The following is a 21,478-nucleotide window of genomic DNA, read 5'->3' on the forward strand; positions in this document are numbered from 1 at the left end:
GCATGAACAGCCCGCTTATCCAGACAGACCGTTTCGCCTTGAGCGAAACCGAGCGCTCGGCCATCGAGCACGAGCTGCATCACTACGAAGACCCGCGCGCGGCGTCGATCGAAGCCCTGAAGATCGTCCAGAAGGAACGTGGCTGGGTGCCTGATGGCGCGCTCTACGCCATCGGCGAAATCCTCGGCATCCCGGCAAGCGACGTTGAAGGGGTGGCGACGTTCTATAGCCAGATCTTCCGTCAGCCAGTCGGCCGTCACATCATTCGCGTCTGCGACAGCATGGTCTGCTACATCGGCGGCCATGAATCGGTGGTCAGCGAAATCCAGAGCAAGCTGGGCATCGGCCTGGGTCAGACCACCGCCGACGGTCGTTTCACCCTGCTGCCGGTCTGCTGCCTCGGCAACTGCGACAAGGCGCCGGCGTTGATGATCGACGACGACACATTCGGTGATGTGCAGCCTGCCGGCGTTGCCAAATTGCTCGAGGGCTACGTATGACCCTGACTTCCTTTGGTCCTGCCAACCGCATCAAGCGTTCGGCCGAGACTCACCCGCTCACCTGGCGTCTGCGTGACGACGGCGAAGCCGTATGGCTCGACGAGTACCAGGCCAAGAACGGTTACGCCGCTGCGCGCAAGGCCTTCGCCGACATGGCCCAGGACGACATCGTCCAGACCGTGAAAGACTCCGGCCTCAAGGGTCGCGGCGGTGCAGGCTTCCCCACGGGCGTGAAGTGGGGCCTGATGCCCAAGGACGAATCCATCAACATCCGCTACCTGTTGTGCAACGCGGATGAAATGGAGCCGAACACCTGGAAAGACCGCATGCTGATGGAGCAACTGCCCCATCTGCTGATCGAAGGCATGCTGATCAGTGCTCGCGCGCTGAAAACCTACCGTGGCTACATCTTCCTGCGTGGCGAATACACCACCGCCGCCAAGCACCTCAACCGTGCCGTGGAAGAAGCCAAGGCAGCAGGCCTGCTGGGCAAGAACATCCTGGGCAGCGGCTTCGATTTCGAGCTGTTCGTCCACACCGGCGCCGGGCGTTACATCTGCGGTGAAGAAACCGCACTGATCAACTCCCTCGAAGGCCGCCGCGCCAACCCGCGCTCCAAGCCGCCCTTCCCTGCCGCCGTGGGCGTGTGGGGCAAGCCGACTTGCGTGAACAACGTCGAAACCCTGTGCAACGTGCCGGCGATCATTGCCGACGGCGTGGACTGGTACAAATCGTTGGCCCGCGAAGGCAGCGAAGACATGGGCACCAAGCTCATGGGCTTCTCCGGCAAGGTCAAGAACCCGGGCCTGTGGGAATTGCCGTTCGGCGTCACCGGTCGCGAGCTGTTCGAAGACTACGCCGGTGGCATGCGCGACGGTTACAAGCTCAAGTGCTGGCAGCCAGGCGGCGCCGGTACCGGCTTCCTGTTGCCGGAACACCTGGACGCACAAATGTACGCCGGCGGCATCGCCAAAGTGGGCACCCGTATGGGTACCGGCCTGGCCATGGCGGTGGACGACAGCGTCAACATGGTGTCCCTGCTGCGCAACATGGAAGAGTTCTTTGCCCGTGAATCGTGCGGTTTCTGCACCCCGTGCCGTGACGGTCTGCCGTGGAGCGTCAAGCTGCTGCGCGCGATCGAGAACGGTGAAGGGCAAGCCGGCGATATCGAGACCCTGCTGGGTCTGGTCGGTTTCCTCGGCCCAGGCAAGACCTTCTGTGCTCACGCACCGGGTGCCGTGGAGCCGTTGGGCAGTGCCATCAAATACTTCCGTCCAGAGTTCGAAGCCGGCATCGCGCCTACCCGCGCCGTCGTCCCGCCTCTGGCAAAGCCGATCGTAGTCGGCGCTTAACGCTTTAAAAAAGGCGAACGGTCCGTGCCGTTCGCCTTTCGTCCGATGACGCCTTTCGAGGCTGTTTGGATTTGGACGGATAACAAGATTCCATTAGCCACGCCCGCTGACACCGGGCCAACGAAGAACTTTGAACCATGGCCACTATCCACGTAGACGGCAAAGAGCTCGAAGTCGATGGGGCAGACAACCTGTTACAGGCATGTCTGTCGCTAGGCCTCGATATCCCTTATTTCTGCTGGCACCCAGCCCTTGGCAGCGTTGGCGCTTGCCGCCAGTGCGCGGTCAAGCAGTACACCGACGAGAACGACAAGCGTGGTCGGATCGTCATGTCCTGCATGACCCCCGCCACCGACGGCAGCTGGATCTCCATCGACGACGAAGAAGCGAAAGTGTTTCGCGCCAGCGTCGTCGAATGGCTGATGACCAACCACCCTCACGACTGCCCGGTCTGTGAGGAAGGCGGTCACTGCCATCTGCAAGACATGACGGTGATGACCGGCCACAACGAGCGCCGTTATCGCTTCACCAAGCGTACCCACCAGAACCAGCAACTGGGCCCGTTCATTTCCCACGAAATGAACCGCTGCATCGCCTGCTATCGCTGCGTGCGCTTCTATAAAGACTACGCTGGCGGCACCGATCTCGGTGTGTTCGGCGCCCACGACAACGTGTACTTCGGTCGCGTTGAAGACGGCACCCTGGAAAGCGAGTTCTCCGGCAACCTGACCGAGGTCTGCCCGACCGGTGTGTTCACCGACAAGACTCACTCCGAGCGCTACAACCGCAAGTGGGACATGCAGTTCTCGCCGAGCATCTGCCATGGCTGCTCCAGCGGTTGCAACATCTCCCCGGGCGAGCGTTACGGCGAACTGCGCCGCATCGAAAACCGCTTCAACGGTTCGGTGAACCAGTACTTCCTGTGCGACCGTGGCCGTTTCGGCTATGGCTATGTCAACCGCAAGGATCGTCCACGTCAGCCACTGCTGGCCAACGGCGCGAAACTGAGCCTGGACGAAGCACTGGATAAAGCCGCCGACCTGCTGCGCGGTCGCAACATCGTCGGTATCGGTTCGCCGCGCGCCAGCCTCGAAAGCAACTACGCGTTGCTTGAACTGGTCGGCGCCGAGCACTTCTACTCCGGTATCGAAGCCTCGGAGCTGGAACGCATTCGTCTGGTCATGCAGGTGCTCAAAGACAGCCCGCTGCCGATCCCGAACATGCGCGACATCGAAGACCACGATGCGATTTTCGTCCTCGGCGAAGACCTGACCCAAACCGCTGCGCGCATGGCCCTGGCCCTGCGTCAATCGGTCAAGGGCAAGGCCGAAGCCATGGCCGACGCCATGCGCGTTCAGCCATGGCTCGACGCAGCTGTGAAGAACATCGGCCAGCACGAGCTGAACCCGCTGTTCATCGCCAGCCTGGCTGAAACCAAGCTCGACGACATCGCTGAAGAATGCGTTCACGCCGCACCGGACGACCTGGCCCGCATCGGTTTCGCCGTGGCTCACGCCCTCGACGCCAGCGCACCGGCCGTTGAAGGTCTGGACGCCGAAGCTCTGGCATTGGCCAAGCGCATTGCCGACGCCCTGCTCGCCGCCAAGCGTCCGCTGATCATTGCCGGTACCTCGCTGGGTTCCAAGGCGCTGATCGAAGCGGCGGCAAACATCGCCAAAGCCCTGAAGCTGCGCGAGAAGAACGGTTCCATCAGCCTGATCGTGCCGGAAGCCAACAGCCTCGGCCTGGCCATGCTCGGCGGCAACTCGGTCGACGAAGCACTGCAAGCTGTAATCGACGGTAAGGCCGACGCCATCGTCGTGCTGGAAAACGATCTGTACACCCGCACCGACAAAGCCCGTGTCGATGCTGCCCTGAGCGCCGCGAAAGTGGTGATCGTGGCGGACCATCAAAAGACCGCCACCAGCGATCGCGCGCACCTGGTACTGCCAGCGGCCAGCTTCGCTGAAGGCGACGGTACCCTGGTCAGCCAGGAAGGCCGCGCCCAGCGCTTCTTCCAGGTCTTCGACCCGACTTACCTCGACGCGAGCATTCTGGTTCACGAAGGCTGGCGCTGGCTGCATGCCCTGCGTTCGACCCTGCTGAACCAGCCGATCGACTGGACCCAACTGGACCACGTCACCGCTGCCGTTGCTGCAAGCACGCCGCAACTGGCGCGTATCGTCGATGCCGCACCGTCCGCCGCATTCCGGATCAAAGGCCTGAAACTGGCGCGCGAACCGCTGCGTTACTCCGGTCGTACCGCCATGCGCGCCGACATCAGCGTGCACGAACCGCGTACTTCCCAGGATAACGACACCGCGTTCTCGTTCTCGATGGAAGGTTACTCGGGCTCCGCCGAACCGCGCCAGCAAGTGCCATTCGCCTGGTCTCCGGGCTGGAACTCACCACAAGCCTGGAACAAGTTCCAGGACGAAGTCGGTGGTCACCTGCGCGCTGGCGACCCGGGCACTCGCCTGATCGAAAGCACCGGTGATTCGCTGAACTGGTTCGCCAGTGTTCCGCGTGCGTTCAACCCGGCGCCAGGCACCTGGCAGGTCGTACCGTTCTTCCACCTGTTCGGCAGCGAAGAAAACTCTTCCAAAGCCGCACCGGTACAGGAGCGCATCCCGGCCGCCTACGTGTCGCTGGCCAAGTCCGAAGCCGATCGCCTGGGCGTCAATGACGGCGCCCTGCTGAGCTTGAACGTTGCTGGCCAGACTTTGCGTCTGCCGCTGCGCATCAACGAAGAGCTGGGTGCCGGTCTGGTCGCATTGCCTGCAGGTATCGCCGGCATTCCACCAGCCATCTTTGGCAAATCCGTTGACGGTCTGCAGGAGGCAGCGCTATGACCTTGTTCACTCCTGAAGTGATCGACGTAATCATCGCGGTCCTCAAGGCCATCGTGATTCTGCTCGCCGTAGTGGTTTGCGGCGCGCTGCTGAGCTGGGTCGAGCGTCGTTTGCTCGCCCTCTGGCAGGACCGTTACGGTCCGAACCGCGTTGGCCCGTTCGGCGCGTTCCAGATTGCGGCCGACATGATCAAGATGTTCTTCAAGGAAGACTGGACCCCGCCGTTCGCCGACAAAGTGATCTTCACCCTGGCACCGGTCGTGGCCATGAGCGCCTTGCTGATTGCCTTCGCGATCATCCCGATCACCCCGACCTGGGGCGTGGCGGATATCAACATCGGCATCCTGTTCTTCTTCGCCATGGCGGGTCTGTCGGTTTACGCGGTGCTGTTCGCCGGCTGGTCGAGCAACAACAAGTTCGCCCTGCTGGGCAGCTTGCGGGCCTCGGCACAAACCGTGTCGTACGAAGTGTTCATGGGCCTGTCGCTGATGGGCATCGTGATCCAGGTTGGCTCGTTCAACATGCGCGACATCGTTGAATACCAAGCGCAGAACATGTGGTTCATCATTCCGCAGATCTTCGGTTTCCTGACCTTCTTCATCGCTGGCGTCGCCGTGACTCACCGTCACCCGTTCGACCAGCCGGAAGCGGAACAGGAACTGGCCGACGGTTACCACATTGAATACGCCGGCATGAAATGGGGCATGTTCTTCGTGGGTGAGTACATCGGCATCGTGTTGATTTCGGCGCTGCTGGTGACTTTGTTCTTCGGTGGCTGGCACGGTCCGTTCGATATTCTGCCGCAGATCCCGTTCATCTGGTTCGCACTGAAAACCGCGTTCTTCATCATGTTCTTCATCCTGCTGCGCGCCTCGATTCCGCGCCCACGGTATGACCAAGTGATGGACTTCAGCTGGAAGTTCTGCCTGCCGCTGACCCTCGTCAACATGCTGGTGACCGCTGCGATCGTGTTGCTCAACACGCCCGCCGTCGCGGCTCAGTGAGGATAGAGAATCATGAAGTACATTTTTGACATCGTGCATGGCTTCTTCACCCAGCTTCGCAGCCTGGTGATGATCTTCGGCCACGCCTTCCGCAAGCGCGACACGCTGCAGTACCCGGAAGAACCCGTGTACCTGCCGCCGCGTTTCCGTGGCCGTATCGTCCTGACCCGCGACCCCGACGGCGAAGAGCGTTGTGTAGCCTGCAACCTGTGCGCCGTGGCGTGCCCGGTGGGTTGCATCTCGCTGCAGAAAGCTGAAACCGAAGACGGTCGCTGGTACCCGGACTTCTTCCGCATCAACTTCTCGCGCTGCATTTTCTGTGGCCTCTGCGAGGAAGCCTGCCCGACCACCGCGATCCAGCTGACACCGGATTTCGAAATGGCCGAGTTCAAGCGGCAGGACCTGGTTTACGAGAAAGAAGATCTGCTGATCTCCGGTCCCGGTAAAAACCCTGACTACAACTTCTATCGTGTTGCAGGTATGGCGATTGCCGGTAAGCCAAAAGGCGCCGCGCAGAATGAAGCCGAGCCGATCAACGTGAAGAGCTTGCTGCCTTAAGGAAGAACGATGGAATTCGCTTTCTATTTCGCATCGGGTATCGCTGTTGTGTCCACGCTTCGCGTGATCACCAACACCAACCCCGTGCACGCCCTGCTCTACCTGATCATTTCGCTGATCGCCGTGGCCATGACGTTCTTCGCCCTTGGCGCACCGTTTGCCGGTGTACTGGAAGTGATCGCCTACGCCGGCGCCATCATGGTGCTGTTCGTGTTCGTGGTGATGATGCTGAACCTGGGCCCGGCCTCGGTTCAGCAAGAGCGCGTCTGGCTCAAGCCCGGTATCTGGCTGGGCCCGGTCGTACTCGGCGCCCTGCTGCTGGCTGAACTGCTGTATGTGCTGTTCAGCCACTCCAGCGGCCAGGCCCTCGGCCACACCACCGTAGACGCCAAGGCCGTGGGCATCAGCCTGTTCGGTCCTTATCTGCTGGTGGTCGAACTCGCCTCGATGCTGCTGCTCGCCGCAGCCGTCACGGCGTTCCACTTGGGCCGCAACGAAGCCAAGGAGCAATGACGATGCCTGCTATCCCTTTGGAGCATGGTCTGGCGGTCGCCGGCATCCTGTTCTGCCTCGGTCTGGTCGGCCTGATGGTCCGGCGCAACATTCTCTTCGTGCTGATGAGCCTGGAGGTCATGATGAATGCCTCCGCACTGGCGTTCATCGTTGCCGGTAGCCGCTGGGCGCAGCCGGATGGACAGATCATGTTCATCCTGGTGATCAGCCTGGCAGCCGCCGAGGCCAGTATCGGCCTGGCGATTCTGTTGCAGCTGTATCGCCGCTTCCACACTCTCGATATCGACGCTGCCAGCGAGATGCGCGGATGAACCTTCTCTATCTGACTTTCCTGTTCCCCCTGATCGGTTTTGTGCTGCTGGCGTTCTCCCGGGGACGCCTCTCGGAAAACCTCTCGGCGCTGATCGGCGTCGGTTCCATCGGCTTGTCGGCGATCGTCGCGGCCTATGTGATCTGGCAATTCAACGTTGCGCCACCGCAAGGTGGTCACTACAGCCAGGTGCTGTGGCAATGGATGGCGGTGGAAGGCTTTACGCCGACCTTCACCCTCTACCTGGACGGCCTGTCCGTGACCATGCTCGGCGTGGTGGTGGGCGTGGGCTTCCTGATCCACCTGTTCGCGTCCTGGTACATGCGTGGTGAAGCCGGTTACTCGCGCTTCTTCGCCTACACCAACCTGTTTATCGCCAGCATGCTGTTCCTGGTCCTGGCCGATAACCTGCTGTTCGTGTACTTCGGCTGGGAAGGCGTGGGCCTGTGCTCGTACCTGTTGATCGGTTTCTACTACAGCAACCGCAACAACGGTAACGCGGCACTCAAAGCCTTCATCGTGACCCGTGTCGGCGACGTGTTCATGGCCATCGGCCTGTTCATCCTGTTCCAACAGTTGGGCACGCTGAATATCCAGGAACTGCTGGTCAAGGCGCCTGAGCACTTCAAGGCCGGTGACTTCTGGATCGTTCTGGCGACCCTGATGCTGCTGGGCGGCGCTGTCGGTAAATCCGCGCAACTGCCGCTGCAAACCTGGCTGGCGGATGCGATGGCCGGCCCTACGCCGGTTTCGGCACTGATCCACGCCGCGACCATGGTAACCGCCGGTGTCTACCTGATCGCCCGTACCCACGGCCTGTTTGCACTGGCGCCGGATATCCTGCACCTGGTAGGTGTCGTGGGTGGCGTGACGCTGGTGCTGGCAGGTTTTGCCGCACTGGTTCAGACCGACATCAAACGTATCCTCGCCTACTCGACCATGAGCCAGATCGGCTACATGTTCCTGGCCCTGGGCGTGGGTGCATGGGATGGCGCGATCTTCCACCTGATGACCCACGCCTTCTTCAAGGCGCTGCTGTTCCTTGCATCCGGTGCGGTGATCGTTGCCTGCCACCACGAACAGAACATCTTCAAGATGGGCGGCCTGTGGAAGAAACTGCCACTGGCCTACGCCAGCTTCATCGTCGGCGGCGCGGCCCTGGCGGCCTTGCCTCTGGTGACCGCGGGCTTCTACTCCAAGGATGAAATCCTCTGGGAAGCGTTTGCCAGCGGTAACGAAGGCCTGCTGTATGCCGGTCTGGTCGGTGCCTTCATGACCTCGCTGTACACCTTCCGCCTGATCTTCATCACGTTCCACGGTGAAGCGAAGACCGAAGCCCATGCCGGTCACGGCATTGCTCACTGGCTGCCGCTGTCGGTGCTGATCGTACTGTCGACGTTCGTCGGCGCGATGATCGTTCCACCGCTGCACGGTGTACTGCCGGAAAGCGTCGGCCATGCCGGCGGCGAAGCCAAGCACAGCCTGGAAATCGCTTCGGGCGCCATCGCCCTGTCCGGTATCCTGCTGGCCGCGCTGCTGTTCCTCGGCAAGCGTCGCTTCGTCACGGCCATCGCCAACAGCGGCATCGGCCGCTTCCTTTCGGCCTGGTGGTTCGCTGCCTGGGGCTTCGACTGGATCTACGACAAACTGTTCGTCAAGCCATACCTTGCGATCAGCCACATTCTGCGCAAAGACCCGCTCGACCAGACCATCGGTCTGATCCCGCGTATGGCCAAAGGCGGTCACACCGCCCTGAGCCGCACCGAGACCGGTCAACTGCGTTGGTATGCCGCCTCGATGGCTGCTGGTGCCGTGCTGGTAATCGGCGCCGTCGTGCTGGTAGCGGTCTGACTATGAACCTTGCGAACTTGCGAAAGGAAACGAGCCCGTCATGATTCTGCCATGGCTAATCCTGATCCCCTTCATCGGCGGCCTGCTGTGCTGGATGGGTGAGCGCTTCGGCGCCACCCTCCCCCGCTGGATTGCGCTGATCACCATGTCCCTGCTGCTCTCCCTCGGCCTCTGGCTGTGGGCCAACGGTGACTATTCATTTGCACCAAAGCCTGGTGCCGATCCGACCTGGGCGCTTGAGTTCAAACACGTCTGGATCCAGCGCTTCGGCATCAACGTGCACCTGGCCCTCGACGGCCTGTCGCTGTTGATGATCCTGCTGACCGGCCTGCTGGGTGTCCTCTCGGTACTCTGCTCCTGGAAAGAGATTCAGCGTCATGTGGGCTTCTTCCACCTGAACCTGATGTGGATCCTGGGCGGTGTCGTTGGCGTGTTCCTCGCCCTCGACCTGTTCATGTTCTTCTTCTTCTGGGAAATGATGCTGGTGCCGATGTACTTCCTCATCGCGCTCTGGGGTCACAGTTCTTCGGACGGCAAGAAAACCCGGATCTACGCGGCGACCAAGTTCTTCATCTTCACTCAGGCTTCCGGCCTGATCATGTTGGTGGCGATCCTGGGCCTGGTACTGGTCAACTTCAACGACACCGGCGTGATTACCTTCAACTACGCCGATCTGTTGAAAACCAAGATGTCGCAGACCACCGAGTACATCCTGATGCTCGGCTTCTTCATCGCCTTCGCGGTCAAGCTGCCCGTCGTACCGTTCCACTCCTGGTTGCCTGACGCTCACGCCCAGGCACCGACCGCGGGTTCCGTGGACCTGGCCGGTATCTTGCTGAAGACTGCTGCGTACGGCCTGCTGCGTTTCGCCCTGCCGCTGTTCCCGAATGCCTCGGCCGAGTTCGCGCCGTTCGCCATGACCCTGGGTCTGATCGGGATCTTCTACGGTGCGTTCCTGGCCTTCGCGCAAACCGACATCAAGCGTCTGATTGCCTTCTCGTCCGTTTCCCACATGGGCTTCGTGTTGATCGGCATCTACTCCGGCAGCCAACTGGCGCTGCAAGGCGCAGTGATGCAGATGCTGGCTCACGGTCTGTCGGCCGCGGCACTCTTTATCCTCTCCGGTCAGCTGTACGAGCGCACCCACACCCGCGATATGCGCGAGATGGGTGGCCTGTGGTCGAAGATTGCCTACCTGCCAGCCCTCAGCCTGTTCTTCGCGGCGGCGTCGCTGGGCCTGCCGGCGACCGGTAACTTCGTCGGTGAGTTCCTGATCCTGATCGGCACCTTCGCCAGCGCGCCATGGGTCACCGTGATCGCCACCTCCGGCCTGGTGTTCGGTTCGGTCTACTCGCTGATCATGGTCCACCGTGCCTTCTTCGGCCCGTCGAAATCCGACGCGGTGCTGCATGGCATGGACGGTCGCGAACTGATCATGGTGGTTGGGCTTGCGGCACTGCTGCTTTACATCGGCGTGTACCCGCAACCGTTCCTCGATACCTCTGCCGCGACGATGCATGGCGTGCAGCAGTGGCTCGGCTCCGCCTTCACTCAACTCGCTTCGGCCCGGTAAGAGCGCTATGGAATTCACGACTCAACACTTTATCGCGCTTGCGCCGTTGTTGATCACCAGCGCCACGATCATCGTGGTGATGCTGGCTATCGCGTGGCGCCGCAACCACTCGCAAACCTTCCTGCTGTCGGTGGCAGGTCTTAACCTGGCCTTGCTGTCGATCCTGCCAGCCCTGAAAGTCGCGCCATTGGCCGTGACCCCATTGCTGCAGATCGACACCTTCGCTTGCCTGTACATGGCGCTGATCCTGGTCGCCACCCTCGCCTGTGTGACCCTCGCCCACGCCTACCTGGGCGATGGCGGTACGGGCTACCCGGGCAACCGTGAAGAACTTTACCTGCTGATCCTGATGTCCGCCGCCGGTGGCCTGGTGTTGGTCAGCGCGCAGCACCTGGCCGGTTTATTCGTCGGTCTGGAACTGCTTTCGGTACCGGTCTACGGTCTGGTGGCTTACGCCTTCTTCAACAAGCGTTCGCTGGAAGCCGGCATCAAGTACATGGTGCTGTCGGCCGCCGGTTCCGCGTTCCTGTTGTTCGGCATGGCCCTGCTCTACGCCGAAGCCGGAAGCCTGAGCTTCAACGGCATCGGTCAGGCCCTGGCGGCCACCGGCCTGCCTAGCCCGATCGCGCAACTGGGCCTGGGCATGATGCTGATCGGCCTGGCGTTCAAACTGTCGCTGGTACCGTTCCACCTCTGGACCCCGGACGTTTACGAAGGGGCTCCGGCACCGGTGGCGGCGTTCCTGGCCACGGCTTCCAAAGTGGCGGTGTTCGCGGTGATGGTGCGTCTGTTCCAGATCTCGCCAGCGGCGAGCAGTGGCGTGCTGAGCAACGTGCTGACCATCATCGCCATCGCGTCGATCCTGTTCGGTAACCTGCTGGCACTGACCCAGAGCAACCTCAAGCGTCTGCTGGGTTACTCGTCCATCGCGCACTTCGGTTACCTGCTGATCGCCCTGGTGGCGAGCAAGGGCCTGGCCGTGGAAGCCATCGGCGTATACCTGGTCACCTACGTGATCACCAGCCTCGGCGCGTTCGGTGTGATCACCCTGATGTCCTCGCCGTACAGCGGCCGTGACGCGGATGCCCTGTACGAATACCGCGGCCTGTTCTGGCGCCGTCCGTACCTGACCGCCGTCCTGACCGTGATGATGCTGTCCCTGGCCGGTATTCCGCTGACCGCGGGCTTCATCGGCAAGTTCTACATCATCGCCACCGGCGTCGAGTCGCACCAATGGTGGCTGGTCGGCTCCCTGGTACTGGGCAGCGCCATCGGCGTCTTCTACTACCTGCGTGTGATGGTCACCCTGTACCTGATGGAACCGAACCTGCGTCGCCACGACGCGCAACTGCACTGGGAACAACGTGCAGGCGGCGTGATGCTGCTGGCGATCGCCGTACTGGCGTTCTTCCTCGGCCTGTACCCACAACCACTGCTGAACCTGGTTCAACAGTCGGGGTTGACGGGTTGATCGCTTAAGCGATACTCGGTAGAAAACAGAAACGGCACCTTCGGGTGCCGTTTTTGTTTTTGGGCCATTAGAGTTTTTTTACCATCGGCACGCAGGCCAGTTGCAGACCTGAAGGTGATTGGTAAATCGCACTCCCCTCCCCGATGTATCCGCAGCGTCTATAGAAATCGGCGGCATTCAACGTCGCATCAAGACACACCTCGGTCAGCCCCAAATCCCGCGCCCGATCTTCAAGAAAACACAAAACACGCTTGCCCAGCCCGCGCCGCATGAAATCCGGGCGAATGAAGATTGCGCCGATTTCACGGTGCTCCAGATCGAGCATGCCGGTCGCCACAGGCTCGCACTCAACGCAGCCCAGATAGAAGTGCTTCTCCATCAGTGTGTCGTAGCCGTCTTCGGCCGAGCCTTTGGTCCAGTCGAGCATTTGCTGTTCGCTGTAGGCACCGATGCATTGATGTCGAATAGCTAACCGACGGATATCAAATGCAACCTGGGCGTCGCTTGGGGTGGATCTTCTAATCTCGAACATATCTCTCTCCATGAGCCATGTACGGACAGGGCATGAAAAAGCCCCGTCCATCTCTGGCGGGGCTTTGGGTACACGTCAAATGACAAACACGTATGACCTATGGCCCGCCGGAAGCGGTCATAGAGGAGCACATCATAGTCATTCGATATTGGGTATTCATGGCTGGATAGTGCTGTGGATTGTTCCGACACGTCAATCGAAGCCGCCAAATGCGACTGGCGCCTACATTGGAATGGTGTGCGCTCTGTAGGAGATGCCGAAGGCTGCGATCTTTTGATTTTGCTTTTCAAGATCAAAAGATCGCAGCCTTCGGCAGCTCCTACAGGGGGATCCGATGTCAGTTGCCCGCTTACAAGTCTTTGGTCTTGTCGTCCTTCTTCTCATTCACGACGACGGGATCACGTGCCTGTTCTTTGGCGACAAACAGCTCCACCGAGCGGTCATTGGCCGCCATCATTTTTTCAAAGGCTCTGTCGCCGCCGCCTTCAGCCATGACCAGAGAAGACATCACCAACGCCGCTGCAAACGCACTCAGTTCCGCAAATTTCATGTTTGATTCCTCGTTTAATTAACTAACGAGGTCAAGGTAACAATCCGAACCTTTCATGACGGTGGCGCGCAAATTACATATCCGTTATGTAGCCTGGAAGGTATCTGTGGCAAAGGAGCTTGCTCCGCTGGGTCGCTTGCTCGCGAATGCGGTCCATCAGGCACACAGTAAAACGGCACCTTACGGTGCCGTTGGCATTTCACATGACAGACGATTACTTACGCGCATCCGCCCACGATTTCAGCAGTTCGTTGTAGCTCACGGTTTCACCCTTGGGCTTCTCGTTGGCCAGTTTCGGCTTCGGTGCGCCCGGTTGGTCGAACCAGTATTGCGCATCGCGTTCGGCGTTCATTTTCGGCGCGCAAGTGGCCTGGGCCTTGGAGCGTTCCAGACGGGTCATGATCGCGTCCTGATCCTTGGCCAGACCATCGAGCGCCTGTTGCGGGGTTTTCTCGCCGCTGGCGGCTTCGGCGATGTGGCTCCACCACAACTGCGCCAGACGCGGATAGTCCGGCACGTTGGTGCCGGTCGGGGTCCATTGCACCCGCGCCGGGCTGCGATAGAACTCGACCAGGCCACCGAGCTTCGGCGCGAGGTCGGTCATGGCTTGAGAGTTGATGTCCGACTCGCGGATCGGTGTCAGGCCGACGATGGTTTTCTTCAGCGACACGGTTTTCGAGGTCACGAACTGCGCGTACAGCCAGGCCGCGAGCTTCTGTTTCTCAGGCGTGGACTTCATGAACGTCCAGGAACCCACGTCCTGATACCCCAGCTTCATGCCCTCTTCCCAGTACGGCCCTCTCGGCGACGGCGCCATGCGCCACTTCGGCGTACCGTCGGCATTCACCACCGGCAGCCCCGGTTTGGTCATGTCGGCGGTGAACGCGGTGTACCAGAAAATCTGCTGGGCAATATTGCCTTGGGACGGCACCGGGCCGGATTCGGAGAAGGTCATGCCCGCCGCTTCCGGTGGCGCATATTTCTTCAGCCAGTCGACGTATTTGGTGGTGGCAAAAACCGCTGCCGGGCCGTTGGTGTCGCCTCCGCGGGTCACGCTGGAGCCGACTGGATGACAGTCTTCGACACGAATGCCCCACTCATCCACCGGCAAACCGTTGGGCAAGCCCTTGTCACCGCCGCCGGCCATGGAGAACCAGGCATCGGTAAAGCGCCAGCCCAGGGACGGGTCTTTTTTGCCGTAGTCCATGTGCCCGTAGACCCGCTTACCGTCGATTTCCTTGACGTCTTCGCTGAAGAACTTGGCGATGTCTTCATAGGCAGACCAGTTCACCGGCACGCCCAGTTCATAGCCATACTTTTCCTTGAACTTGGCTTTCAGCTCCGGGCGCTCGAACCAGTCGGCGCGGAACCAGTAGAGGTTGGCGAACTGTTGATCGGGCAATTGATAGAGCTTGCCATCGGGCGCGGTGGTAAAGGAGGTGCCGATGAAGTCCTTGATGTCGAGGGTTGGCGAGGTGAAGTTTTTACCTTCATTGGCCATCAGGTCGGTAATGGCTTCTGTCTTGCCGTAACGGAAATGGGTACCGATCAGGTCCGAATCGTTGACCCAGCCGTCATAGATGCTCTTGTCCGACTGCATCACGGTCTGCAGCTTTTCCACCACATCGCCTTCTTGCAGCAGGTCGTGGGTAACTTTGATCCCGGTGATCTCGGTGAAGGCCTTGGCCAGCACCTTGGACTCGTACTCATGGGTGGTCAGGGTTTCCGAGACAACCTTGATGTCCATCCCGCGAAACGGCTCGGCAACCTTGATGAACCACTTCAATTCCGCGAGTTGCTGATCGGCCGTCAGGGTGGACGGTTTGAATTCGCTGCCGATCCACTTTTTCGCAGCGTCTTCGTAGGCATCAGCCCAGGCCGATGCGCTCAAACCGCTGAGTGCCAGCATGGCTGCCAATGAAATGCTATGTCGCAGCTTATTGTTTTTGTCGAACATAGAGACCTCCTGTTTAGGTTTTGGAGCGCGATTGCCGAGCGATTCGACTAGCCCCAACGCATCACAGCCAACAGCCACACCAGGGACAACGCGAACGCTATCCAGATGCTCCAGTCGGTGACGCCGATTACCAGCAAATGCAGGTAGGCGCTGCCGAGAAGACCGATAAACAGCCGATCGCCACGGGTGGTGGTAATCGGCAGAAAACCTTTTCGAAGAATGCTTGGCGAACGCAACTCCCAGGTCGTCATGCCCACCAGGATCAAGGCAATGACGCCGAAGAACGCCGCCGTGGGGCCAGTCCAGCTCATCCATTCCATCATCAGTTCCTCATACCCGGCCCAGGGCAAAGCCCTTGGCCACGTGGTTGCGAACAAACCAGATCACCAGCATGCCCGGCAGGATGGTCAACACCCCCGCCGCTGCCAGCACGCCCCAGTCGATGCCCGACGCCGAGACCGTACGGGTCATCACCGCGGCGATGGGTTTGGCGTTCACCGACGTCAGGGTTCGCGCCAGCAACAGTTCGACCCAGGAAAACATGAAGCAGAAAAACGCCGTGACACCGATCCCGGAACCGATCAGCGGGACGAAAATCTTCACGAAGAACTTGGGAAAGCTGTAGCCGTCGATGTAGGCCGTTTCGTCGATTTCCTTGGGGACACCAGACATGAAGCCCTCAAGAATCCACACCGCCAGCGGCACGTTAAACAGACAGTGAGCCAACGCCACCGCGATGTGCGTGTCGAACAACCCGATCGAGGAATACAGCTGGAAGAACGGCAGCAGGAACACCGCTGGCGGTGCCATGCGGTTGGTCAGCAGCCAGAAGAACAGGTGCTTGTCGCCGAGGAAGCGATAACGCGAAAACGCATAGGCCGCCGGCAACGCCACGGTCAGGGAAATGATCGTGTTCATGCTGACGTAGTACGCCGAGTTGAGGTAGCCGGTGTACCAGCTCGGGTCGGTGAAGATCACCTTGTAGTTGGCGAAGGTGAAATCCTGGGGAAACAGCGTCAGGCCGCCGAGGATTTCGGTGTTGCTCTTGAAGGACATGTTCAACAGCCAGTAGATCGGCACCAGCAGGAACAGGATGTAGACCAGCAGTGGAATCAGCTTTCTCTTGCTCATGGCAGGCCTCACCGATTGGCGTCAGAGTGAGTCATGGCGGTGTAGAACAGCCACGACACCAACAGGATGATCAGGAAGTACACCAGCGAGAAAGCCGCCGCCGGACCGAGGTCGAATTGCCCTACGGCCATCTGGGTCAAGGTCTGACTCAGGAAGGTCGTGGCATTGCCCGGACCGCCACCGGTCAGCACGAACGGTTCGGTGTAGATCATGAAACTGTCCATGAACCGCAGCATCACCGCGATCAGCAGCACGCTCTTGAGCTTGGGCAACTGGATGTGCCGGAACACCGCCCAGGCCGACGCCCGATCGATCCGCGCCGCCTGGTAGTACACGTCCGGAATCGCCCGCAGCCCGGAGAAACACAACAGCGCCACCAGCGATGTCCAGTGCCAGACGTCCATCACCAATACCGTGACCCAGGCGTCCATGGTGTTGGCCGCATAGTTGTAGCTGATGCCCATGCCGTTGAGGCTGGACCCGAGCAAGCCGATGTCGGCCCGGCCGAAAATCTGCCAGATGGTGCCGACCACGTTCCATGGAATCAGCAATGGAATCGCCAGAATGATCAGCACCAGCGACGACCAGCGGCCCTTGATCGGCATGGTCAGGGCGATGGCGATGCCCAACGGGATTTCGATCAACAACACGCAGCCGGAATAGATGAACTGACGCAGCAAAGACGCATGCAGGCGTGGATCGAGCAGTACCTGCTTGTACCAGTCGGCGCCGACGAAGTAGCGGCTGGACTGGTCGAAGATGTCCTGCACCGAGTAGTTGACCACGGTCATCATCGGGATCACCGCACTGAATGCCACCAGCAGGAACACCGGCAACACCAGCCACCAGGCCTTGTTGTTCTGCACCTTGTTCATGGCAGCACCTCCAACAGGTAATCATCGGCATAGACCATCAACCACTGGGCCGGAAAACTGATGTACGCCGTGCCATCGGGCACTGGTTTGTCTTCGGCCAGGCGTACTTTCAGCGGTACGCCGTCGAGGTTCAGGGTCATGATCTTGTAGGTGCCCAGGTCTTCGACGTGTACGACCTGAGCCTGCATCGCTTCATCAAAGGATTCTTCCCACACATGAACGAACTCCGGACGGATGCCGACCTTCAGGGTTTTCCATTCGGACTCGGCGATGCGTTTCTGCATCGCGTCGGACAACGGCAAGTGGGTACCGGCAAAACCGACACCGCCAGGTTGTGGTTGAACCTCGATCAGGTTCATCCCCGGGCTGCCGATGAAATAGCCGACAAAGGTGTGGCTTGGCCGCTCGAACAATTCCCGTGGCGTACCGAACTGCACGATCTGCCCGCCATACATCACTGCGATCTTGTCGGCGAAGGTCGAGGCTTCGAGCTGATCGTGGGTGACGTAGACCATGGTGATGTTGAACTGCTCGTGGATCTGCTTGAGCTTGCGCCGCAGCTTCCACTTCAGGTGCGGGTCGATCACCGTCAGCGGCTCATCGAAGAGGATCGCCGACACGTCATCGCGCACCAGCCCACGGCCCATGGAGACTTTCTGCTTTTCATCGGCGGTAAGGTTGCGCGCCTTCTTATGCAGCAATGCCTGAAGGTCGAGGACTTCGGCGATTTCATGCACCTTGCTGTAAATTTTCGCTTCCACCATGCCTTGATTGCGCAGCGGGAAGGCCAGGTTGTCGAACACCGTCATGGTGTCGTAGACCACCGGAAACTGGAAAACCTGGGCGATATTGCGCTTTTCCGGGGTCAGTTCGTTGACCACTTTGCTGTCGAACAACACCTGGCCCTGGGACGGGCTGAGCAACCCGGAAATGATGTTGAGCAAGGTCGACTTGCCGCACCCCGAAGGGCCGAGCAGCGCATAAGCGCCGCCCTGCTCCCAGACGTGATCCATTTCGCGGATCGCGTAATCCTCGGGGCCGGCCGGCGTGTGGGTATAGCTGTGGGCAAGGTTCTGCAATCGGATTTCGGCCATCAGGCAACCCTCGCAATGCGGCGACCGGGCGCCTGGACCAGCCGCCCCTGCATATCGAACACAAACAGTTTATGGGTCGGTATATAGATGCGGATCGGCGCATCGACGTCGTATTCGTGCACCCCCGGCAGGTGCAGCACCAACAGGAAATACTCGTTGCGCACGTGCAGGAAGGTTTCCGAACCGCTGATCTCGGCCACCTCGACGGTCACCGCCAGTTCCAGATCGTCGTCGTTGCTCGGCACCAGTGAGATATGACTGGGGCGCACGCCAAAACGGAACTCGCCCTCGCCCACCGGACGCAGATCGACGTTCAACGGGAAGTGCACAAAATTGGCGAAACTGACTTCGTTGCCGGCAATGCGCCCCGGCATCAGGTTGATCGGTGGCTCGGAGAACAATTCCGCCGCCAGCACGGTTTGCGGCTGGTGATAGACCTCGGAGGACTTGCCGCTCTGAATCACCCGACCTTCGTGAAGAATCGTCGTGGTGCCGCCCAACGCCAGGGCTTCGTTGGGTTCGGTGGTGGCGTAAATCGCGATGGTATTGCGCGCCTTGAACAGCTCGCGCATTTCCTGGCGCAGCTCTTCGCGCAGCTTGTAGTCGAGGTTGACCAACGGCTCGTCGAACAGAATCAGCTCGGCGTCCTTGACCAGCGCCCGGGCCATGGCCGTGCGTTGTTGCTGGCCACCGGAGAGTTCCAGCGGGTGGCGCTGGAGGAACTTCTCGATGCGCAGCATCTTCGCGGTTTCCAGCACTTTGCTCTGGATCAGCTCATTGGCAACGCCGCCCTGACGCAGCGGCGAGGCGATGTTCTCGAACACCGTCATGGTCGGGTAATTGATGAACTGCTGATAGACCATCGACACGTTGCGCAAACGCACTGGGCGCTGCGTGACGTCGACGCCGTTCATCAGGATGCGGCCGCTGTCAGGCTTGTCCAGACCGGCCATCAGGCGCATGAGGCTGGTTTTGCCGGACAACGTGCGACCGAGCAAAACGTTGAACGATCCGGGTTCGAAATTAAGGCACGCATCGTCGATCCAGGTCTGGCCTTCGATGGTGCGGCTGACGTGTTCCAGGATTAGTGACATGGCTCGGCCTTTTTTTATTTTTTGAGTCAAGCGACCGGAGCACTACAGCGACATTCGTGCCAGAAATTGCAAGCCGTTGATCCGGCTTGAAAATCCTTGAAGTGAAAGAAAAACCGCGTTCATTGCTGAACAGAAATGAACAACCGCGACTGAACAATTGAACAGTTCAACGATTGACAATGAACAAATGTGAACAACACTCTATGGATGTTTTTGCGTGACCCTCATGTGATGGACGCAATCACTCGCATTCATCTGGTGATGTACGCGGTCCCCGGTAGGTATTGTTTTCGACGCGATATCGCGGCAGTGCTGAACGTGATGCAAAACACATAAAAACAATAAAAGCTTGCTCAGAGATCGACCGCCATGGCCGTACCTGTCTCAAAGCTCTCCCACGACGCCATCATCCAGGACTCCTGGTCCCGCTGCCGCGCGTTCGGGCTTAATCATCAGAGTGCTCCGGCGTTCGACCAACTGCCGGCAGACGGCATCGCCCAATTGCTGGAGAGCCAGCATTCCCTGGTGCAGACCACCCATCAGGAAGTCCTGCCGTATTACGAAAACATCCTCAGCAACTCCAATTGCCTGATCATGCTCGCCGACAATCAGGGCCAGGTGCTGACGTCCTGGGGCACCCAGCGTTTCATCGAGCCGAGCCTGACTCGCGGTTTCAGCGTCGGCGCCAGCTGGATGGAGCATTGCAGCGGCACCAATGCGATCGGCACCGCGTTGGCCTGCGAGCAGGCCGTGCACATCGAGCATGATGAACATTTTCTCAAGGCCAACCGCTTCATGACCGGTTCCGCCGCGCCGATTTTCGATGCCGAGCGCAAGGTGATCGCGGTACTGGATGTGTCCAGCGACAGCTACCTGCCGCCCTCCCACACCCTGGGCATGGTCAAGATGATGAGCCAGACCGTGGAGAACCGGCTGATCCTCAACCTGTTCCACGGCCAGCATTTCCAACTGACCTTCAACACCGGGTTGAACAACCTCGACAGCCAATGGGCCGGGATGCTGATCTTCGATGAAACCGGTCAGGTACTGTCGGCCAACCGCCGGGCCGACAATCTGCTGGGCATCAGCCTGTCGCGGGTCAGCGTCGAAAGCCTGTTCAAAGTCTCGTTGATGGAACTGCTGAATCAGCCGGACGGCCTGCCGTTTTCCCTGCAAGCCTCGGGAAGCAACCGTTTCCAGTGCGTGCTGAAACGACCGAAACAGGCGTCGATTCAGGCGCGGCTGTTTGCAGAAAAAAAGAGCACTGAAACGAAAAGCCCTGAAATAAAGTGCACTGAGCCCGCCCTGGCAGCGCCCGCCGCGATCAGCCTCAACACCCTGCACTTTGGCGACAGCCGCGTGGAAAAAGCCGTGCGCCAGGCCGAGCGCTTGCTGGAAAAGGACATTCCATTGTTGATCCATGGGGAAACCGGGGTCGGCAAGGAAGTCTTCGTCAAAGCCCTGCACCACGCCAGCTCACGCAGCAAACAACCGTTCATTGCCATCAACTGTGCAGCGATCCCCGCCGAACTGGTGGAGTCCGAGCTGTTTGGCTATGAGAAAGGGGCGTTCACTGGCGCCAACCAGAAAGGCAGCATCGGGCTGATCCGCAAGGCCGACAAAGGCACCCTGTTCCTCGATGAAATCGGCGATATGCCGTTGCCGACCCAGGCCCGGCTGCTGCGGGTATTGCAGGAGCGTTGTGTGCAACCGGTGGGTAGCAGCGAATTGTTCCCGGTGGACATCCGGATCATCTCGGCGACCAACCGTTCGTTGCGCGAGCAGGTGCAGTTGGGGCGGTTTCGTGAGGATTTGTATTACCGCATCGGCGGTTTGACCCTGGAACTGCCACCGCTCAGGGAACGCAGCGACAAGCAGGCGCTGTTCAAGCGCTTGTGGGAACAACACCGTGAACCGTCGCAATGGGCCGGGTTGAGCCCCGAGGTGCTGGAACTGTTCAGCCGTCATCCGTGGCCGGGGAATTTGCGTCAGGTCAGCAGCGTGATGCAGGTGGCGTTGGCCATGGCCGAAGAGCAACCCGTGCGGCTGGAGCATTTACCGGATGATTTTTTTGTCGATCTGGAGATGGAGCCGGTGGATACGCCGGAGCCGATAGCCGTTGATTTGAATGATTCCGAGGCATTGAATCGGCAGTTGCAGGCGGCAGGGGGAAATATTTCGCACCTGGCGCGGCGGCTGGGGGTGAGCCGCAATACCCTTTACAAGCGGTTACGTCAGTTGGAGGGGTAAAAAGCCCAAGA

19 protein-coding genes are annotated in these 21,478 nt (G+C 59.9%); 11 read left to right on the forward strand and 8 right to left on the reverse strand.

Translation table 11 applies throughout. The features are described from left to right. The first annotated feature begins 2 nt into the window (after window positions 1-2). The 10 genes from nuoE to nuoN all read left to right on the forward strand — a co-directional run bounded on the left by nuoE (window position 3) and on the right by nuoN (window position 11,984). Complete coding sequence (gene nuoE / locus AC1D2Q_RS01650; RefSeq protein ID WP_007940871.1) at window positions 3-500, forward strand: NADH-quinone oxidoreductase subunit NuoE; 498 nt, start codon at window positions 3-5, stop codon at window positions 498-500. Then, window positions 497-1,852: an NADH-quinone oxidoreductase subunit NuoF gene (gene nuoF / locus AC1D2Q_RS01655; RefSeq protein ID WP_018925511.1), complete on the forward strand. Its 1,356-nt coding sequence runs from the start codon at window positions 497-499 to the stop codon at window positions 1,850-1,852. Before nuoE ends, nuoF begins: the two co-directional genes overlap by 4 nt. A gap of 137 nt (window positions 1,853-1,989) precedes the next feature. Then, window positions 1,990-4,704: an NADH-quinone oxidoreductase subunit NuoG gene (gene nuoG / locus AC1D2Q_RS01660; protein ID WP_477812027.1), complete on the forward strand. Its 2,715-nt coding sequence runs from the start codon at window positions 1,990-1,992 to the stop codon at window positions 4,702-4,704. Then, the gene (gene nuoH, locus AC1D2Q_RS01665; protein WP_477812028.1) at window positions 4,701-5,708 is read left to right on the forward strand and encodes an NADH-quinone oxidoreductase subunit NuoH; all 1,008 of its coding nucleotides are present in this window, start codon (window positions 4,701-4,703) and stop codon (window positions 5,706-5,708) included. The genes nuoG and nuoH overlap by 4 nt, the downstream gene beginning before the upstream one ends. 12 nt (window positions 5,709-5,720) lie before the next feature. Then, window positions 5,721-6,266: an NADH-quinone oxidoreductase subunit NuoI gene (gene nuoI / locus AC1D2Q_RS01670; protein WP_007940875.1), complete on the forward strand. Its 546-nt coding sequence runs from the start codon at window positions 5,721-5,723 to the stop codon at window positions 6,264-6,266. A gap of 9 nt (window positions 6,267-6,275) precedes the next feature. Continuing rightward, on the forward strand, window positions 6,276-6,779 hold the full coding sequence (gene nuoJ, locus AC1D2Q_RS01675; RefSeq protein WP_019580075.1) for an NADH-quinone oxidoreductase subunit J: 504 nt from the start codon (window positions 6,276-6,278) through the stop codon (window positions 6,777-6,779). Between the two features lie 2 nt (window positions 6,780-6,781). Then, window positions 6,782-7,090, forward strand: a complete 309-nt coding sequence (nuoK, locus tag AC1D2Q_RS01680) for an NADH-quinone oxidoreductase subunit NuoK (RefSeq protein ID WP_007940879.1) — start codon at window positions 6,782-6,784, stop codon at window positions 7,088-7,090. Beyond that, complete coding sequence (gene nuoL / locus AC1D2Q_RS01685; protein WP_477812029.1) at window positions 7,087-8,940, forward strand: NADH-quinone oxidoreductase subunit L; 1,854 nt, start codon at window positions 7,087-7,089, stop codon at window positions 8,938-8,940. The genes nuoK and nuoL overlap by 4 nt, the downstream gene beginning before the upstream one ends. 40 nt (window positions 8,941-8,980) lie before the next feature. Beyond that, window positions 8,981-10,513, forward strand: coding sequence for an NADH-quinone oxidoreductase subunit M (nuoM, locus tag AC1D2Q_RS01690; RefSeq protein ID WP_028941267.1), 1,533 nt, complete (start codon window positions 8,981-8,983; stop codon window positions 10,511-10,513). A gap of 7 nt (window positions 10,514-10,520) precedes the next feature. Beyond that, entirely contained in the window at window positions 10,521-11,984 is a 1,464-nt protein-coding gene (nuoN, locus tag AC1D2Q_RS01695; protein WP_305409386.1) for an NADH-quinone oxidoreductase subunit NuoN, read from the forward strand. Between the two features lie 67 nt (window positions 11,985-12,051). On the opposite strand, the gene AC1D2Q_RS01700 is transcribed toward nuoN, so the two are convergent. From AC1D2Q_RS01700 to AC1D2Q_RS01735, 8 genes are all read right to left on the reverse strand, one after another. After that, a complete protein-coding gene (locus AC1D2Q_RS01700) occupies window positions 12,052-12,516 on the reverse strand; it encodes a GNAT family N-acetyltransferase (RefSeq protein WP_476212825.1) in 465 nt (154 codons plus the stop codon). A 349-nt stretch (window positions 12,517-12,865) separates the two neighbouring features. Next, window positions 12,866-13,066 (reverse strand): co-regulatory protein PtrA N-terminal domain-containing protein, encoded by a 201-nt coding sequence (locus AC1D2Q_RS01705; protein ID WP_476212823.1) that lies wholly within the window; start codon window positions 13,064-13,066, stop codon window positions 12,866-12,868. Window positions 13,067-13,280: 214 nt separating this feature from the next. Next, the gene (locus AC1D2Q_RS01710; RefSeq protein ID WP_477812030.1) at window positions 13,281-15,023 is read right to left on the reverse strand and encodes an ABC transporter substrate-binding protein; all 1,743 of its coding nucleotides are present in this window, start codon (window positions 15,021-15,023) and stop codon (window positions 13,281-13,283) included. Window positions 15,024-15,070: 47 nt separating this feature from the next. After that, the gene (locus AC1D2Q_RS01715) at window positions 15,071-15,343 is read right to left on the reverse strand and encodes a DUF2160 domain-containing protein (protein ID WP_018925490.1); all 273 of its coding nucleotides are present in this window, start codon (window positions 15,341-15,343) and stop codon (window positions 15,071-15,073) included. A 10-nt stretch (window positions 15,344-15,353) separates the two neighbouring features. After that, window positions 15,354-16,154 carry a carbohydrate ABC transporter permease gene (locus AC1D2Q_RS01720; protein WP_018925489.1) on the reverse strand — a complete coding sequence of 267 codons (801 nt, stop codon included), beginning with the start codon at window positions 16,152-16,154 and terminating at the stop codon, window positions 15,354-15,356. Between the two features lie 8 nt (window positions 16,155-16,162). Then, window positions 16,163-17,029, reverse strand: a complete 867-nt coding sequence (locus AC1D2Q_RS01725) for a carbohydrate ABC transporter permease (RefSeq protein WP_477812031.1) — start codon at window positions 17,027-17,029, stop codon at window positions 16,163-16,165. Beyond that, window positions 17,026-18,123 carry an ABC transporter ATP-binding protein gene (locus AC1D2Q_RS01730; protein WP_477812032.1) on the reverse strand — a complete coding sequence of 366 codons (1,098 nt, stop codon included), beginning with the start codon at window positions 18,121-18,123 and terminating at the stop codon, window positions 17,026-17,028. Before AC1D2Q_RS01730 ends, AC1D2Q_RS01725 begins: the two co-directional genes overlap by 4 nt. After that, a complete protein-coding gene (locus AC1D2Q_RS01735; RefSeq protein ID WP_018925486.1) occupies window positions 18,123-19,217 on the reverse strand; it encodes an ABC transporter ATP-binding protein in 1,095 nt (364 codons plus the stop codon). The genes AC1D2Q_RS01730 and AC1D2Q_RS01735 overlap by 1 nt, the downstream gene beginning before the upstream one ends. A 369-nt stretch (window positions 19,218-19,586) precedes the next feature. Between AC1D2Q_RS01735 and AC1D2Q_RS01740 the strand changes: the two genes are divergently transcribed. Then, window positions 19,587-21,467 carry a sigma-54-dependent Fis family transcriptional regulator gene (locus AC1D2Q_RS01740; protein ID WP_477812033.1) on the forward strand — a complete coding sequence of 627 codons (1,881 nt, stop codon included), beginning with the start codon at window positions 19,587-19,589 and terminating at the stop codon, window positions 21,465-21,467. Window positions 21,468-21,478 lie beyond the last annotated feature (11 nt).

The organism is Pseudomonas sp. P1_A1 (assembly GCF_056406935.1).